Origin of the sequence: Streptomyces sp. NPDC056161 (assembly GCF_042268025.1) — a bacterium.
Classification (GTDB): domain Bacteria; phylum Actinomycetota; class Actinomycetes; order Streptomycetales; family Streptomycetaceae; genus Streptomyces.
The window spans coordinates 416,026-432,765 of sequence record NZ_JBHJUV010000001.1 but is presented as its reverse complement, the minus strand read 5'-3'; the positions used below and the strand labels follow the sequence as shown (position 1 = coordinate 432,765).

At 72.7% G+C, this 16,740-nt stretch carries 14 protein-coding genes; 5 read left to right on the top strand and 9 right to left on the bottom strand.

Annotated features, from left to right (window positions below):
• Positions 1–168 precede the first annotated feature (168 nt).
• Positions 169–942, bottom strand: a complete 774-nt coding sequence (locus ACFC09_RS01910) for a response regulator (protein ID WP_376522764.1) — start codon at positions 940–942, stop codon at positions 169–171.
• Positions 939–2,216, bottom strand: coding sequence for a sensor histidine kinase (locus ACFC09_RS01905; protein ID WP_376522762.1), 1,278 nt, complete (start codon positions 2,214–2,216; stop codon positions 939–941). The genes ACFC09_RS01910 and ACFC09_RS01905 overlap by 4 nt, the downstream gene beginning before the upstream one ends.
• A 183-nt stretch (positions 2,217–2,399) precedes the next feature.
• On the opposite strand from ACFC09_RS01905, the gene ACFC09_RS01900 reads away from it, so the two are divergent.
• Entirely contained in the window at positions 2,400–4,937 is a 2,538-nt protein-coding gene (locus ACFC09_RS01900) for an FtsX-like permease family protein (protein WP_376522759.1), read from the top strand.
• Between the two features lie 341 nt (positions 4,938–5,278).
• Here the strand turns inward: ACFC09_RS01900 and ACFC09_RS01895 are convergent, their stop codons facing one another.
• The 3 genes from ACFC09_RS01895 to ACFC09_RS01885 all read right to left on the bottom strand — a co-directional run bounded on the left by ACFC09_RS01895 (position 5,279) and on the right by ACFC09_RS01885 (position 9,010).
• Positions 5,279–5,545 (bottom strand): hypothetical protein, encoded by a 267-nt coding sequence (locus ACFC09_RS01895; RefSeq protein WP_376522834.1) that lies wholly within the window; start codon positions 5,543–5,545, stop codon positions 5,279–5,281.
• Positions 5,546–5,567: 22 nt separating this feature from the next.
• On the bottom strand, positions 5,568–8,276 hold the full coding sequence (locus tag ACFC09_RS01890) for an AAA family ATPase (protein WP_376522757.1): 2,709 nt from the start codon (positions 8,274–8,276) through the stop codon (positions 5,568–5,570).
• 302 nt (positions 8,277–8,578) lie between these two features.
• On the bottom strand, positions 8,579–9,010 hold the full coding sequence (locus tag ACFC09_RS01885) for a DUF3806 domain-containing protein (protein WP_376522754.1): 432 nt from the start codon (positions 9,008–9,010) through the stop codon (positions 8,579–8,581).
• A 383-nt stretch (positions 9,011–9,393) separates the two neighbouring features.
• Between ACFC09_RS01885 and ACFC09_RS01880 the strand changes: the two genes are divergently transcribed.
• Together ACFC09_RS01880 and ACFC09_RS01875 are read left to right on the top strand one after the other, a co-directional pair.
• Positions 9,394–9,771 carry a nuclear transport factor 2 family protein gene (locus tag ACFC09_RS01880; protein ID WP_376522753.1) on the top strand — a complete coding sequence of 126 codons (378 nt, stop codon included), beginning with the start codon at positions 9,394–9,396 and terminating at the stop codon, positions 9,769–9,771.
• Positions 9,772–9,794: 23 nt separating this feature from the next.
• Positions 9,795–10,358, top strand: coding sequence for a carboxymuconolactone decarboxylase family protein (locus ACFC09_RS01875; RefSeq protein ID WP_376522752.1), 564 nt, complete (start codon positions 9,795–9,797; stop codon positions 10,356–10,358).
• Positions 10,359–10,624: 266 nt separating this feature from the next.
• On the opposite strand, the gene ACFC09_RS01870 is transcribed toward ACFC09_RS01875, so the two are convergent.
• On the bottom strand, positions 10,625–12,205 hold the full coding sequence (locus tag ACFC09_RS01870; RefSeq protein WP_376522751.1) for an MDR family MFS transporter: 1,581 nt from the start codon (positions 12,203–12,205) through the stop codon (positions 10,625–10,627).
• A gap of 22 nt (positions 12,206–12,227) precedes the next feature.
• A complete protein-coding gene (locus tag ACFC09_RS01865; RefSeq protein WP_376522750.1) occupies positions 12,228–12,728 on the bottom strand; it encodes a MarR family winged helix-turn-helix transcriptional regulator in 501 nt (166 codons plus the stop codon).
• 542 nt (positions 12,729–13,270) lie between these two features.
• Here ACFC09_RS01865 and ACFC09_RS01860 point away from each other — a divergent pair.
• Positions 13,271–13,843, top strand: coding sequence for a TetR/AcrR family transcriptional regulator (locus ACFC09_RS01860; RefSeq protein ID WP_376522748.1), 573 nt, complete (start codon positions 13,271–13,273; stop codon positions 13,841–13,843).
• Positions 13,844–14,003: 160 nt separating this feature from the next.
• On the opposite strand, the gene ACFC09_RS01855 is transcribed toward ACFC09_RS01860, so the two are convergent.
• Positions 14,004–14,375 carry a winged helix-turn-helix transcriptional regulator gene (locus ACFC09_RS01855; protein WP_376522746.1) on the bottom strand — a complete coding sequence of 124 codons (372 nt, stop codon included), beginning with the start codon at positions 14,373–14,375 and terminating at the stop codon, positions 14,004–14,006.
• Positions 14,376–14,467: 92 nt separating this feature from the next.
• On the opposite strand from ACFC09_RS01855, the gene ACFC09_RS01850 reads away from it, so the two are divergent.
• Positions 14,468–15,307 (top strand): SDR family oxidoreductase, encoded by an 840-nt coding sequence (locus ACFC09_RS01850; RefSeq protein ID WP_376522744.1) that lies wholly within the window; start codon positions 14,468–14,470, stop codon positions 15,305–15,307.
• Between the two features lie 908 nt (positions 15,308–16,215).
• Here ACFC09_RS01850 and ACFC09_RS01845 read toward each other — a convergent pair.
• The gene (locus tag ACFC09_RS01845; protein WP_376522742.1) at positions 16,216–16,728 is read right to left on the bottom strand and encodes a hypothetical protein; all 513 of its coding nucleotides are present in this window, start codon (positions 16,726–16,728) and stop codon (positions 16,216–16,218) included.
• Positions 16,729–16,740: the final 12 nt, after the last annotated feature.

The following is a 16,740-nucleotide window of genomic DNA, read 5'->3' as shown; positions in this document are numbered from 1 at the left end:
GTGGCGTGTGCTGCGTGGCGTGTGCTTGCGTGGCGCATCGCGTGCGTGGCGTATCGCGTGCGTGGTGTGTGCTGCGTGACGCATGGCACCTGACGTGTGGCACCTGACGTGTGGCACAGGGAAGGTGTGCCGCGGGCACGGAGAGATCGTCGATGACGACCGCGATGGTCAGCTCGGTGACGTGTCCTGCTCGTCCCGGGCCGCGCAGACGCCGTTCTCCCAGGCCCAGGCGGCGATCTCCACCCGGTTGCGGGCCGCGAGCTTGCGCTGCACGCTGCCCAGGTGCGTCTTGACGGTGGACAGGCTGACGTGGAGCAAGGACGTCAGTTCCTCATTGGTGTGACCGCGGGCCACGAGCCGTACCACGTCCAACTCACGTGCCGTCAGCGGAAGTCGGCGCACCGTCGCACGGCTGCTCGGCCGCCCGCCCCGGCCGGGCGCGCGGACCCGCGCCCCCGCCGCGCCGGGCGCCCCCGCCGCGCCGGGCGCCGCCGGCGACCCGGCATCCGCCGCCGCGTCCGCCATGTGCCGCAGCAGCCGGACCGTGACCGACGGCGAGATGAGGGCGTTGTCGGCGGCCACGGCCCGGACCGCCTCGACGAGCAGCGCGGGGGAACCGTCCTTGAGCAGGAAGCCGCAGGCCCCGTTGCGCAGCGCCCGGTACACGTACTCGTCCAGGTCGAAGGTGGTGGCGATGAGCACCCGCAGCGGATCGTCCGCCTCCGGCCCGGCGAGCAGCCGGGTCGCCTCCAGGCCGTCGAGGCCCGGCATCCTGATGTCGAGCAGGCACACGTCGGGGCGCAGGCGCCGGGCCTCCCGGACCGCGGTGGTCCCGTCGGCCACCGAGGCGACGATCTCCATGTCGGGCTGCGAGCCGAGAATCATTCCGTAGGCCGAGCGGATCATCTGCTGGTCGTCGGCGATGAGGATGCTGATCGTCATGCGTCCAGGGTGGCAGTCGCGGACTCGTCCGTGTGGGCGGGGAGCGGGCCGGGCAACGGGATGCGGGCCTCGACGGTCCACCCGACACCCGGTCGCGCCTGCGCGGTGACGGTCCCGCCGACCATGGCGGCGCGTTCGGACAGTCCGACCAGGCCGTAACCGGAGCGCGCCGCACGCGGCCGGCGGGCCGGACCGTCGCTCCCGGTCGTGGAGCGGGCGGCGGGTCCGGCGGCATCCGGTCCGTCGTCGGTCACCGACACCCGTACGACCGGGTGGGCGGTGTCGCCGTCCACCCGCACGTCGACGGTGACCGCCTTCGCACGGCCCGCGTGCTTGCGGACGTTCGTCAGCGACTCGCGTACGACGTGGTGCACGGTGGTGGCGATGCCGGGCGGCAGGCCGCCGGCGGCGAGGCGCGGATCGAGGGTGAGCGTGGTGGCCGGACCCGCCGCCGCGAACCGTGCCGTCAGGGCGCGCAGGTCCCCGAGGTCGCCGCCCGGTCCCGCCGTGGACGCCGTCCCGTCCGGACTGCGCAGGACCGCCACCATGCCCCGCATCGACTGCATGGCCTGCGAGCCGGCCTCCTCGATGGCCGCGAGCATGCCGTCCAGTTCCTCGGGGCCCGGTGGGCGGCCGGCCGCCGTCGCGAAGCGCACGGCTTTGGTCTGGGCGATGATCGCCGTCACGTGGTGGCCGACGAAATCGTGCAACTCCCGTGCGTAGTCGAGGCGTTGCGCCTGGAGTCCGGCCTCGTGCTGCTGGGCCCGGTACCGGTCGAGCAGCCGCAGGTACAGGCCCAGCACCGCGGCCAGGGTGGCGGCGAACCAGAGGGCCGGGACCACCAGCGACCCCGTCGGACCGTACTCGGCCGACGGCAGTCGCAGGACCATCACCGTCAGGGCGACCAGCGCTCCCCCGGCCAGGGCCGCGGCCCGCAACGGCGGACGCAGCCGCACGGTACGGACGACGACCAGCAGGAGAGCGCCCGACTCGACCGTGCCGAAGGTCACCTCGGGCCGGGCGGCCACCCGGCTGTTCACCAGGGTCACCAGGCAGGACGCGCAGATCCCCGCGGCGGCCACCGTCCCGAAGCGGTCCCGGCGCACGGCGACGGCCGCCAGGACGAGACCGCCGGACAGCGTCCAGGCCGCGGCCAGCGGTACGGAACCGGTGTCCGCGCCCTCGGTCGCCACCGCGGCCAACAGCAGCACCGCCACGCACACCGCCGCGATCCGCCGCGTGCCGCCCGCCGGGACGTCGAAGAACTGGCTCATGACGATGCAGGTTACGGAGGTTCCGCCGTCCTCCGCCTCGGCCGTTCGGCCGAGGCGGAGCGGTCACCGGTGACGGCATTCGGTCGTCCGGCTGATCCGCCGCGGTCCGGGCTCGGCCCAGGATCGGGGCGTCCGTCGTCCGCACGGCGTCGTCCCCCGGCGCCCGCAGAGCTGGAAGGCCCCATGCTCCGTACCGTCGTCCGTTCCCTCCACCGCGACCGGCACCGTTTCGTGCTGCCCGCGCTGGCCGTGCTGATCGGGGTCGCCTGTGTCAGCGGCTCCCTGCTGTACACCCAGGCCCAGTCCCGGGCCGCCGCGCTCCTCCAGCGGGCCTCCCGCCCGGACGTCTCGGTGGAGGTACGCCCGGTGGACCCGGGCGGCCCCGGGCCCGGCGAAGCGGCAGCCGCGCCGGACGAGGCGCTGCGGAGGCGGCTCTCCGCACTGCCCGGGGTGGCCGCCGCGCGGGGCACCTCGCAGGGCACCGCCTTCCTCGTGGGACGCGACGGCACCTTGGTGGGGCCGGCGTCCGCCGCGGCGGGCGTGGACTTCGTACCGGACCGGCGCGGAGCCGATCCCCGCTACCCCCTGACGAGCGGTCACGGCCCGCACGGCCCCGCGGAGGTGGCCGTCGACGAGTCGTCCGCCCGGCGCGGCGGGTACCGCGCCGGTGACCGGGTGCGGATCGTCGTCGCCGGCGAGGTCCGCTCGGCCCGGCTGACCGGTGTCTTCACCGTGCACGACCCGCGGGTCGCGGCCGGCGGCACGCTCGTCGCCTTCGACCGGCCCACCGCGCTGGACCTCTTCGCGCCGGCGCCGGGCCAGTACCGGTCGGTGACCCTCACCGCCGACACCGGCACCTCCCCCGCGGCGCTCGCCGAGCGGGTCGCGCGGGTCCTGCCGCACGGTCTGGAGGCGGTCACCCGGGCCCAGTTGGACGCGGAGGCCGCGGCGGCGCCCGACCGCAAGAAGCTCGGCACGCTCCTGCTGCTCTTCGCGGGCATCGCCCTGTTCGTCTCCGCGTTCCTGGTGGGCAACACCTTCACCATGCTGAGCGCCGTACGCGCCCGCGAGCACGCGCTGCTGCGCGTGGTGGGGGCGAGCCGTGGCCGGGTGCTGCGGACGGTGCTCGGCGAGGCGGTCCTCCTGGGCGCCTTGGCGGCCACCGCCGGTTACGCGGTCGGCGTGGGCGTGGCCGCCGTGCTGACCCGGCTGTTCGCACCGTCCGCCGGTGCCGCGGTCCCGGCGGCACCGGACGTGTTCTCCCCCCTGCCGATACTGACGGCCCTCGGCGTCGGCGTGGGCCTGGCCGCCGCCGCCGCATACGTCCCGGCCCTGCGGGCCTCCGCCGTCGCCCCGATCGCGGCGCTGCGCACCGATCCCCCCGCCGCGGCCGTGAAGTCGACGCGCCGCGACCTGGCCGGGCTCGGCGCCACCGGCGCGGGCGCGCTGCTGCTCGCCGCCGGAGGTGATCTCGCGGTCCTGGCCCTCGCCCTGCCGGTGCTCCTGGCCGGGCTGATCCTGCTCACCCCGCGGATCGCGCAGATCCTCGGCGGCGCGCTGCGGGGCCCGCTGCGGCGCCTGGCGGGGGTGCGCGGAACGCTGGCGCTGGCCAACGTGTGCCGCAATCCGCGGCGTACCGCCGCGACCGCCGGGGCGCTCACGGTGTGCGCGGCGCTCGTCAGCGCGGTCGCCGTGGCACTGTCCTCGCTGGGCGCCACGGCGGGACGGGACGCCGAGGCGGCCATGCCGACGGACCTCAGGATCACCGCGGTCGACTTCGCGGAGATCGGCGCGGACACGGCCGCGAAGGTGGCGCGGCTGCCGCACGTGGCCGCGGTCAGCTCGGTGCGCGAGGCCGGGTTCCGCCTCCCCGGCGATTCCGCGCTGTGGACCGCGGTCGTCGACCCCGACGCGGTGGGCAAGGGGCGTCTCGCCGACCTGACCGTGCACGCCGGCAGCCTGGACGACCTGTCCCGGGGCATCGCGGTCACCCGGGACCTGGCCGCGGAACACGGCTGGCGGCTGGGCGACCTGGTCACCGGCGAGGAACTGACCGACGAGGGAGAGCCGGACGGCCGGAAGCTGCGCCGCAAGGTCGTCGCGATCTACGACGGTCCCGAAGTCCTCGGGCCCGCCCTGCTCCCGGAGGACGCCGTGACCGGAGCCGGTCCGGCGGGCGGCGGTCAGGTGACCTCGGTACTGGTGCGCTCCGCACCGGGACACACGCCGGACCTGAAGCAGGAGATCCGCCGGACGCTGCACAATCCGGTGCTGCTGGTGCAGGACCGGGCGGACGCGGGTCGCGACGCGTCCGCGCAGTACGGCCCGCTGCTGTCCGTCCTGTACGCGATGCTCAGCGTCACGGCCGTGATCGCGGCCCTGGGCGTGGCGAACACCATGGGCATGGCGGTGTTCGAGCGGGCGCGCGAGATCGGTCTGCTGCGCGCGGTCGGTCTCGACCGCGCGGGCGTGCGCTCCCTGCTGCGGCTGGAGCCGGTGGTGGTGGCGTCGCTGGGTTCCGGGCTGGGCATCCTGGCGGGCGGTGCGGCGGGGGCGGCGGCGGTGGCCGGCCAAGGGGGCGCGGTGATCTCCGTGCCGTGGGCGTCTCTGCTGGCGGTCTTCGCCGGGGCGGGAGCCGTCGGTGTGCTCGCGGCGCTCGGCCCGGGTGTACGGGCGGCGGCGGTCCCGGTGCCGCAGGCGGTCGGCGGCGAGGTGGGGTGAGGACCGCTCACCGTCCGCGCCCTCGCCGTCGTCCGTCACCGCCCGAACCCGCCGCACGCCGAACGTACCCGCCCGCAATCGCCGCCGCCGCACGTACCCGCCCGCGACCGCCACCCGCCGCACGTACCCGCCCGCGACCGCCACCCGCCGCACGTACCCGCCCGCGACCGCCACCGCCGCAGGTACCCGTCCGCGAACGTCCGCACCCGTAGCGACGACCGCTCGCCGCGCGGACGTCGGTCGTCCGCGCCCGTAGCAACGACCGCTCGCCGCGCGGACGTCGGTCGTCCGCGCCCGTAGCAACGACCGCTCGCCGCGCGGACGTCGGTCGGCGGGCCGGCTCAACCGGCGGCCGGATGCGTCTCGGGACGGGGCAGCGGCGGAGCCGCCGCCTTGGAGCGCATCTCCGCGGCGCGTGCGATGCGGAGGGCGCTGAAGAGTTCGGCGGCCCGGGTCCAGCTCGCCCTGGCCTGCTCGGTGTCGCCGCGCTCCAGGTGCGCGGCGGCGAGGTAGTCCAGCGCCTCCGCCTGGCTGTACGGGTCGTCGACCGCCTCGAAGATCCGCAACGCCCGGCGGTGGCCGGCGAACGCGGCGTCGAGATCGCCCAGGCGCTGCTGGGCGTAGCCCTCGTCACACCTTCAGTGTCTCGGCCAGTTGGGTACGTGAGGTGACGCCCAGCTTCGGGAAGATCTGGTACAGGTGCGAGGCCACGGTACGGGGGGACAGGCGGAGTTGTTCCCCGATGGCCCGGTTGGACAGACCGCGGGCGGCGAGGCGGGCGATGGTGAGTTGCTGCGGCGACAGCACGCGGGAGACCTCGTCGCCGGTGGGTTCGGATTCCGCTTCCGCCCCGCCGGTCGCCCTCAGTTCCAGGGCCGCCAGATCGGCGCGGGTACGGGCACCGAGTGTCCGGAAGACGTTCTCGGCCGTGGCGAGCGGCCCCCGCGACTCGACGACGCGGCGCCCGCGCCTGAGCCACGCGCCATAGCCGAACTGGGTCATGCCGTACAGCAGGGGCCATTCCTCGGCCGCGTCGCCGAGCGCCTCGCGGTAGCGGGCCTCCGCTTCCTCGTCCGGGGCGAGGGCCGCCTCGGCATAGGTCAGGACCCGTGCGAGCAGCGGCCCCCGCCCGGTCCTGGTCAGGCTCTCGACCTGGGCGACGACGGACCTGGCGTCGGCGAGCCGCCCCGCGGGCCGCGCCGCCTCCACCAGGAAGGCGAGTCCCCACAACTGCTCGAAGGAGTACGGCGTCGTCAGCTCGGTGAACATGGAACGCAGGTGGGCGTAGCCCTCGGCGTACCGTCCGGTGCCGGACGCCGTCAGCGCGCGGGTGAGTGCGGCCAGGCGCAGCTGTTTGCCGTGACCGAGGTGCAGGGACGCCTCCTCGACCTCCGCGGCGCACTCCAGCGCCTTGTCGTGCCGGCCCATCAGTGCCTCGATGACGCCCTGGGCTCCGGTCGCCCTCGCCGCCCACCGCGTCTGTCCGGTCCGCGCTGCGACCGTCCGGGCCTCCTCGGTCATCGCCTCCGTGCGCTGCCACCGGGTGGCCAGCCAGACCTCCACCAGGGCCCGCGCGACGAGGATCTGCGGCAGTCGCAGGTGCCGGCCGGCGGCACGGACGTCCGCCTCCGCCTCCTTCAGCAGCAGCGCCGCCCGGCGGAGGTCGCCCGTGAGGTGTGCCGTCTGGCCGAGCAGGAACCGGTCGGCCGGTCCCGGGGCGGGGTGCGGGGGGACCCGGCTCACCGACAGCGGATCGACCAACGCCATGAGGGCGAGATCTCGTGCGTTCCACGGGCGCGGGCGCAGGTCCTCGACCGCCTCTACGACCGTGTGCCGTTCGGCGGGCCCGGCCTGTTGCCACCAGCACCTGCCCGCCGCGGCGTGCAGCAGTTTCTGCGCCAGGTCGGGATGCGAGGCGGCGACGGCGCGCGCCGCGGAGCAGAGTTCGGGTATCCGGTCCCGGCCGACGGAGGAGGTGCTCGGCATCAGATCGTGCAGCCACAGTTGCACGGCACGACCGTATTCCCCGAGCCCCGGGACGTCGATCCCCCGGGCGTACCGGCGGGCCTGCTCCTCCAGACCGTGGTACGCCGCCAGTTCGGCGGCGCGCTGCAACCGGCGCGCGGCCCGCTGCGTATCCGCCGAGAGCCGGGCCGCGCACTCCAGCGCGGCCAGGAAGGTGAGCACCGCCGTGCCCTGGCAGGCCCCGTCCGCCAGGGCGTCCAGGCGGCCGGCGAGTTCTTCCTCCGCGCCGGCCGTGCACTGGGCCGTGTGCCAGGCCGCGTGGAGCGCGCTCGTGACGCTCCGCCCGAGCGCCGCGTGGGCGGTCATCCGGCGCGCCGCGGACTCCAGGTGGAGGACGGCGACCCGCAGCAGCGGCTGGGTGAAGCGCAGGCGGTCGCCGTGCTCGGTGACCAGCCCGCGCCGCACGGCCTCGGCCAGGCCGCTCCGGGCCGCGGCGGCGCCGTCCAGCAGTCGGGTGCCGGCGCCGAGCACGTCCTGGGTCAGCGGCGACATGCTCAGGGCCGCGACGAGCAGCACGTCACGGGCCGGTGCCGACATCGCGGCGAGGTCGTCCGCGTACGCCTCGGCCAGGCGCGGCGTGGCCGGCAGCATGCCGAGGCCCGCCGCGTCCATGAGACCGGTGCCGTCGAGCGACAGTTCGGTGAGCGCGAGCGGGTTTCCCGCGGCCACGGCGAGGACGAGTTCCTGTTCGGCGTACGAGGTGACCCGCCCGGACCGTTCGACGAGTTCGCGGGCCTGTTCAGGCGAGAGCGGCCCCAGTGTGACGGTGAGCGCGTCCGGTGCGAGCGGGGCGGCGGGTTGCGTCCGCTGCGCGACGATCATCCCCATCTGTGTCCCGCCGCAGCGCCGGGCCATCTCGACCACGGTGTCCCGGCTCGCGGCATCGAGCCGGTCGAGGTCGTCCACGCGGACGAGGACCGGCCCCGGTGCCGTCGCCAGCAGGCGCAGCGCGGCCTCCGCCAGTCGGTGGGGCGCGGGGCCGGCGGCGCCGCCGAACGCCTCCTCCAGCACCGAGCGGTCCTGGTCCGGCAGGTCGGTGAGCCGGTCCAGAAGGGGATGGAGGAGGCCGTGCAGCGCGGCGTGCCGCAGTCCGCGTTCGGCCGGGGCCCAGGCGGTCGACAGTACGGGCACTCCCCGCCGCTCCGCCTCCGTCCCGGCGAACCGCAGGAGGGCCGTCTTCCCCGTGCCGGCGTGTCCGCTCAGGTGGAGCACCCGGCCGCCGGCGGGCAGCGCCGCCAGCAACGCGGCCACCAGTTCCTGTGCGGACCCGCGGCCGACCAGGGACCTGTCGCCCGACCACATGTGTGTGCTCACCTCGTGCTCTTCCCTGGCCGTCCTCGGACCGGCAGCGGGTGTGTCACCACCTGACGAGGTGGACACGCGAAGACCCGATCCGGGCGGCACGGAGGGTTGCCCCGGGACTGACGTGTCCGTCCCGCGCGCCGTCGTACGACAGCGATGCGCTCCGTCCTGAGATATGGCTGCGATTTTAACATCCGGCCGCCCATCGGCGGGCGTGACGAGGGGCCCGGTACCCGCACCGCGGCGGGTGCGGCAGGCCACGGTGTTCTTCGCCGCCGGGACGCTCCGAGGTGCGTCCGCGTCCTGGTGTGACCTCAGCCGCGAGGGCGGTCCGCGGTGGGAGTGTGTCCCGGGTCGGCTCCGGCGTAGAGGTCGCGGATGCTGACGTCGGCCCCCTGTTCCAGACGGCGGAAGACCCAGTCGATGGGGTGGCACTCCCGGGTGTCGGGCAGTTCCACGACGAGCGGGACGGTGTGTTCGCCGTCGGGCGCCCGGCGCCAGGCTCCGCCCGCGTGCCGGGTCAGTATCTCGCCGACGTAGCAGCCGAAGCCGACGAGGGAGTCGGCCATTTCCTGCCCCGTGGCGCCGTCGGTCCGGAAGCCGTCGACGATGTCCTCCACCAGACCGATGCTGTCGGGGCTGTAGTCCAGCCGGGCGTAACTGATGTCGGCTGCGGCCTCGACGATGGCAGCCGCACGGCGAGGCGCGCTGTCAGGCTCCAGGGGGTAGTTCAGATGCAGCTGCATGTTCGTCCTCGGACCGTTGCCGTCAGTGTCTTCGAGGCTAGCCGGAGAACATCCGTGTGAACATGTCCTTTTGGTCTCGGCGGCTTGCCCGAACAGACACCGTGTGCGGCCAGGTCTCTACGTATTCCGGGCGTGGTCCGGGGCGTGGTCCGGGGCGTGGTCCGGGGCGTGGTCCGGGCCGGCCCGGCCGGCTCCGGCGCCGCGCGAGTTCCCCGCCCGCTCGACACATGTGTCGCCTTTCCGTGACGGGTGGCGTCGGCCGATGTGCCCGAGGCGAGACACACACCTGAAACCGGACCCGAAGGTCCGGTACTATCGCGCTACCGGACCTTGGAGTCCGGTACTTCTGCGCCCCCTCCCCCGCACCGAAGGGACACCCCACGATGAATCACGCGCGTATCAGCGAAGCCCTCCGGGCCCTGGTCTTCGAACCGGACCCCGACGTGCCGCTGCACGAGGTCCTGGACCGCTACTACGCCCCGGACTACACCCACCGCAGCGACGGCAGGACGATGGAACGCGCCGAGTTCACACAGCTGGTCGCGCGCATCAGGACCCAGGTCACGGCGGGCACGGTGACCGTGCTCGACGAACTGCGCGACGGCTCCGCCTACGCCGAGCGCCACGTCTTCCGGATCACCCTGCGGGACGGCTCGGCCCAGCACCGGGAGATCGCCGTCTTCGGCACCCTCGCCGAGGACGGCCGCTTCCGCCACCTGAGCGAGACCGGCTTCGACACCGCCCCCGACGAGACCCGCTGATCCCCCGACGATCGGAGTACGACATGCCCCGTCTGACCGACCCGGACACCGCCTCGTTCCCGGCGGAGGTCCGCGAACTCCTCGACTCCCTGCCGCCCGACCCGATGGTCAGGATGATGTCCCACTCGGCGGGCACCGTGCGGCCGTTCGTCGGCTTCGCCAGAACGCTGTTCACCTCGCTGGAACTGGCGGACCGCGCACGCGAACTGGTGATCCTCGCCGTGGCCCGGTACACCGACAGCACCTTCGTCGAGGCCCAGCACACCCCCATGGCAGAGGCCGCCGGGGTCGACGAGCGGACCCGGCGGCTCATCCGCGACGGACAGCTCGACAGCCCCGACCTCTCGCCCGCCGACCGCGCCCTGCTCCGGTTCACGGCCGAGGTGGTCCAGTGGCCCCGCGTCCACGACGAGGTGTTCGAGCGGGCCCGCACGTTCCTCACCGACCGCGAGCTGGTCGAGGTGCTTCAGGTGATCGGCTACTACTGGTCGTTCGGCCGGATCTCCACGGTGCTGGACGTCGAGGTGACCAAGGTCTACGGCGACGAGCAGGTGCTGAACGCTCCGGACGGCAGCGCCTCCCACTGAACTCCGGTCCGAGCCGGCCCAAGCGGTCGGCTCGGCTCGGACCGGTGCGTCGTGAAGCGTGAAGCGTGAAGCGTCGGGCGTGGGGCGTGGGGCGTGGGGCGTGGGGCTACGGGATGGTGACGACCACCCGGCAGCCGCGGAAACCGGACCCGGCCTCGGTGCCGCTCTGCCGCAGGCCGTCCAGCCGGCGGAACACGTCGGCGAAGACCGGTCCGTGGTGGACACGCTCCCGCTCGGAGCATGCCCGCCACGGACCGGGGATCCGGCTACTCGCCGGTGCGGCCGGTTCGCAGCGGGACCTCCTTGATGAACAGGGTCACGAGGAAGGCCACGAAGGCGACCGGGGCGACGTACAAGAAAATGTCGCCGATCCCGTGCCCGTAGGCGCTCTCCAGCCAGACGCGGACCGGACCGGGCAGCAGACGCAGATCGGGCAGGTCACCGGCGCCCTGGGCACTCGCCGCCGTCGCCCGGTCCGGCGGTGCGAGCCGCCCGATCGTCTCCCGCGCGTAGTGGCTGATCCGGGCCGACATGACGGAGCCGAGCACCGAGACGCCCACCGCGCCGCCGAGCGACCGGAAGAAGGTCACCACGGAGGACGCGGCGCCCAGGTCGGTCGGGGCGACCTGGTTCTGCGTGCAGAGCACGAGGTTCTGCAACGTCATGCCGACGCCGAGGCCCATCAGCGCCATGCAGAGCGCGATCTGCCAGTACGGGGTGTCGTGGCGGAGCATGCCCAGCAGGCCGACGCCCGCCGTCAGCAGCGCACCACCCGCCAGCAGCCACCCCTTCCACCTGCCGGTCCTCGTGATGACCTGGCCGGAGACCGTCGACGAGATGAACAGCCCGCCGATGAACGGGAAGGTCATGACACCCGATCGCGTCGGGGAGTCGCCGCGCGCCAGCTGGAAGTACTGGCTGAAGAAGACGGTGCCCGCGAACAGCGCGACACCGACGAACAGCGAGGCGATCGACGCGAGGAGAATGGTGCGGTTGTGGAACAGGCGCAGCGGAATGATCGGCTCGCGGGCCTTGGTCTCGACGAACAGGAAGACCAGCGCCAGCACGATCGCGCCGCCGACCATCGTGTACGTCTGCCAGGACAGCCACGCGTACTTGTCGTCGGCGAAGGTGACCCAGACCAGCAGCAGGCAGACGGACGCGGTGACGAAGAAGGCACCGGCCCAGTCGACCTTGGCCTCCCGCCTGAGGACCGGCAGGTTCAGCGTCTTCTGTAGCACGACCAGCGCGATCAGGGCGAAGGGCACGCCGATGAAGAGACACCAGCGCCAGCCGAGCCAGCTGGTGTCGGTGATGACGCCGCCGAGCAGTGGACCGCCGACGGTGGCGACGGCGAAGGTGGCGCCCAGGTAACCGGAGTAACGGCCCCGCTCCCGCGGGGAGATCATCGCCGCCAGGACGATCTGGGACAGCGCGGACAGGCCGCCACCGCCGAGGCCCTGGATGACCCGGGCGCCGATCAGCGTGGCCGGGTTCTGTGCCAGACCGGCCGCCACGGAGCCGAGGACGTAGATGATCAGGCTCGTCTGGACCAGCGTCTTCTTGCTGAACAGGTCGGCGAGTTTGCCCCACAGGGGAGTCGACGCCGTCACCGCCAGCAGGGCGGCGGTCACGACCCAGGTGTAGGCGCTCTGGCCGCCGCCGAGGTCGCTGATGATCTCGGGCAGGGCGTTGGTGACGACGGTCGAGGACAGGATCGCGGCGAACAGGCCGAGCAGCAGCCCGGACAGCGCCTCCATGATCTGCCGGTGCGTCATGTTCGCGGCGGAGGAGTCCCCTTCGTGCTCCTCGTGCGCCCGCACACCGCCTGGTGTGGTCGTAGCCATGGGCTTCCTTCGCTTGGTTCGCTCAAGTGGTGATCGCGGACGGGCGGGTGGTCCGGCCGTCCGCGGAGGGTGCGGCGGACGGGGCCGGCTCGCTCCAGGAGTCGTCGAAACTCGCCCGGAGCCGGTGCATGAGCCGCGCCAGCTCGCCGACCTCGTCGTCGGTCCAGTCGCTCAGCCGGCGGGCGAGCAGTCGAGCGGTCCGTCCGTGCAGCTCGCCGAGCCGGTACCGGCCCTCGGGCGTCAGACGCAGGATGCGCGACCGCCCGTCCGCCGGGTCGGGAAAACGGTCGATCAGGCCCTGTCCGACGAGCTGCCCGACTTGCCGGCTGGCGACCGACATGTCCACCGCGAGCAGGTCCGCCAGCTCGCCGATGCGCAGGTCGCCGCAGCGGCTGAGCAGCGCCAGCACGGCGACGGAGCCGTTGGAGCAGCCGTCCGGCAGGATGCGGCCCAGCTCCCGCCGCACCGCGCCGAAGGCGCTGAACTGGCGGATCAACTCCTCGTATCGCGCCGTATCGGCCATGTCCGCCTCCAATGTCATTGCTTCAAGCAACCATTCATGTGAGTGCCGCAGGCAAGCTGTCCGGTGCCTGAGGACGTATTCTCACCAAGACACCTATCTCCTCGGGAGACATGTGCCAGAAAACACATACCGGCGCACATGTGACGTGGTCGAACGACGCCGGACATCGGGACCGCCCTTCGTCGGTCGTGGCCGCGTCCGACGGGCCGGACACGAGCGGTGCGGATGGCGCGGGCGCCGGGGGCTCTCTGCGGACCGGGCCCTGACCAGTGTCAACGGGCCTGCCGCCGCGCACATCCGTCGAATGACTGCGTCGCGCGGTCCCGACACCACCGGTCACTGCGTCGGACTACTGTCCTGTCCCGTCCGGCGTCCCGCCTGCCGTACCAGCCCGCCCCTGCCGTAACACATGTGTCCATTACGCGGCCCCCGCGCCGGGCCCATCAAACACATCCCCGAGATCTCGTGCCCTGGCCACCGCTTAGACTGGTGAACACATGTCTCTTCCAGATACCTCCCCGCGCCCCGATCGGAGGCCGTCGATGACGCAGAGCGCACCTCGCGCGATGCGGTGCGACGCGCAATTGAACCGCACCCGCATCATCGAGTTCGCGCGCGAGACCTTCGCGGCGACGCCCGGCGCGACGCTGAAGGCGATCGCCCGGGGCGCCGGAGTCGGCCAGGGGACGATGTACCGCCACTTCCCCACCTCCGACCATCTGCTGCTGGCCGTCTACTGGGCCGAGATCGACGAACTGGTCGACGCGGCCCCGCGTCTACTGGAGCGGCACGAGCCCGTCCTGGCGCTGCGGCTGTGGCTCCAGCGGCTGGCCGGCTACGGCGGTCTCGGCACGGCGGTGTCCCGGGCCATGGCGGCAGCCACCCGCGCGGACCCGGACGGACCCGCCTACCAGCAGATCAGTGCCGTGCTCGACGAGTTGCTCACCGCGTGCAGAAGGGCGCACCGGCTGCGGGACGGGGTCACCGCGCACGAGGTCCTGCTCCTCATGTCGTACGTCTGGGCCGCCGAGGGCGGGGCCGACCGGCCGGGAGGGCCCGGTGCCGGCCTCCTGGACGTCGTGATGGACGGTCTGTGCGGCCGGACCAGCCACTGACAACCTGCCGGTTCACCACCGTTGCTTCCCGTCTGACGACCCGCCGGATCGCCATCGGGGCTTCCCGTCCGACGGCCCGCCCGATCGCCACCGGGGCTTCCCGTCCGACGGCACGGCGGGTCGTCCATCGCGTCACGGGGCGACAGCCACTGCCACCGTGCTAGCCCGCGCTGCGCGGCGGCAGCCACCGTGTGATCCGGTCGAACAGGTCCGTCAGCGGCTCGCCGACCTCCCGGCCGAACTCGGTCAGCCCGTAGGTGACCTGAGGAGGCGTCGTCGGCTCGACCTCCCGCCAGACCAGGCCGTCCTGGACCAGCGCGCGCAGGGTCTGGGCGAGCATCTTCTCGCTGATGCCCTGGATGCTCTCGCGCAGCTCATAGAACCGGAGGTCGTTGCTCCGCAAGGAGATCAGTACCCAGATGCCCCACCTGCTGGTCACGTGGTCGACCACATCGCGTGCGGGGCAGTCAGTGTGAAACACGTCATACCGCTCCGCCGTCCCGGCCTGTCTGCGCTGCACGCCTCCCACCATGCCATGAGCTTACCTCAAGGTATGTCCTTACCAAGAGTTAGCCCCTTCTCCTAGCGTGACGGCCACAGAGAACGTCCGACAAGGAGCTGATCATGATCACGGTGACCGGGGCTACCGGGAACATCGGCCGACCGTTGACGCAGGCGCTGGCCGAGGCGGGCCGGCAGGTGACGGCGGTGTCACGGCACACGGCGGCGGTGCCGAACGGCGTCCGCCACGTGGTGGCCGACCTGTCCGAGCCGGACAGCCTCAAGCCCGCGCTGGCCGGGGCGAAGGCGTTGTTCCTGCTGCTCTCCGGCGACTTGCACGCCACCGGAGCCAGCCCCGCCGACATCATCGCCGAGGCTGCGGGCAGCGGCGTCCGCCGGGTCGTCCTGCTCTCCACACTGGGCGTGGTGACCAGGCCCTTCGGCCCGACGCGGGTCGCGATGCGCGCGCTGGAGGACACGTTGCGGGAGTCCGGCCTGGAGTGGGCCATCCTGCGGCCGGGCGGCTTCGCCTCCAACGCCCTGTGGTGGGCCGAGTCCGTCCGCACCCACCAGGTCGTCGCCGCGCCCTTCGGTGACGTCGGGGTGCCGATCATCGACCCGGCGGACATCGCCGCGGTCGCGGCGGCCTGCCTGCTGGAGGACCGGCACACCAGCGGCGTGTACGAGCTGACCGGCCCGGAGGTGATCACTCCGCGTCAGCAGGCGCAGGCCATCGCCGCCGCGCTGGGCTCGCCGGTGAGGTTCCACGAACTCACCCGCGACGAGGCCAAGGCCGCCATGACCCGGAGCATGCCGGCGGAACTCGCCGACGACACCCTGGACATCCTCAGCTCCCCGACCCCGGCCGAGCAGCGCGTCAGCCCGGACGTCCAGCAGGTCCTCGGCCGCGCCCCGCGCCCCTTCGCCGACTGGGCCGCCCGCAACGTCGCCGCGTTCCGCTGAAGTACCCATGTCCGATGCGGACATGACGCGATGATGCTCGTGACGGGTCGGCGAACCGCTCGGTAGGCCGGTGTGGAACGGCGGCCTACCGAGCGGATTCGGGCGAGTGCGCAGGTCAGGAGTTCTCAGCGCCCGCGCCTGGCGGAAGGGCCGGGTTGGGGAGGCGATCCGACCCCTCCTCCCCGACCTCGCCCGTGCTGTGGTCCGGCCGCGGATCCCTGAACGTACGTGGCGTCCCGGCCCGGGACGCCACTCGGGCTGTACGCGGCGATGGCCGAGGCGATCCGCTGCTGTGATGCGGCAGGCGACAGAGATCCGGGCGGTGACTGAATCTGAAAGTTGTTGGCGAGAGTAGCGGTGAACGCCTCCCGACTCAGCGTGAGGCCGTGCTGCCGACCTTGCTCGCGACTGTTGCTGTCACCGTGGTCGGTCGTGCGGGTGATGAAGTGCGTCAACTCGGCGATACCGTCCATGGCCAGCATGCGAGCGGCAGCCTGGTTCAGCGTGATGGGCGGTATGGGTGCCGGGCGCTCTGGGAGCGGTTCAAGATGGTGCTGTGCCTCCGCACGGAGGTCCCGCCCGTCGGCCACGGCCTCAACGACGGCAAAGCCCTCCTGGATGTTGTCGATCCCGTAGGTTTCCGGGGACGTGACGGTCGGGTTCAGGGGCCAGGTGGGTGTCCACATGCGCCGACTCCGGGCGGTTCGGTGGCCCGATGATTACCATTCCGTGCTCCCCCGGGACGTTCGCCATCGTCACGTGGGTGCCCGGCATGGTCCTCATCGCCTCCGTGAAGGCATAGGCGCTGTGCTCGTTGCAGGTGCCGGTCCCGAAGTGAGCGCCGATGACGGCGGATTGGGCGGCCTCCATCTCCTCCGACTCGACGGGCAGCATATAACTGTCGTCCGTTACGTAATCCGCGTAAAGGTCGTAACTCTGGCCACCGCTCCTGGCGTAGTCGACGATCTGGTTGCTTCTGTAGGGGATCGCATCAACGGTACTGCGGGAATCTGCTCACCGTATTCCCGGCGTGCCTGGTGCAGCTCGTCCTGCTGCCTGGGGATCGACTCGAAACGAGCGAGGTGATCGCGCAGGCCGCTGGCGGCAGCCGGGGCGTCCGGGCGTCCGGTGCTCTCCGCGTACGCAATGACTCCCGAGAGCGTTGAGACCACCGCTGCACGGTCCTGCTGCTCGTATGCACGCAGCTGCTTGAATCTCTCGTTGCCCGCCGGGTCCCGTTCGGTCCACCCGATCCCCCTGCCCCGGTATTCGTTCAATTCGACAAGTCTGCCGGCGGCGTCGGTGAAAGAGGCGATCTGGGATTCGTCGTAGCCGAGGTTCCGTTGCTGTTGCGCGACATAGTCGCGAGTAGCCGGAAGTGTGTCACGGTCAGCGTCCAGACGTCTTTGCATGACGTCCATCTCTTCCGGAGT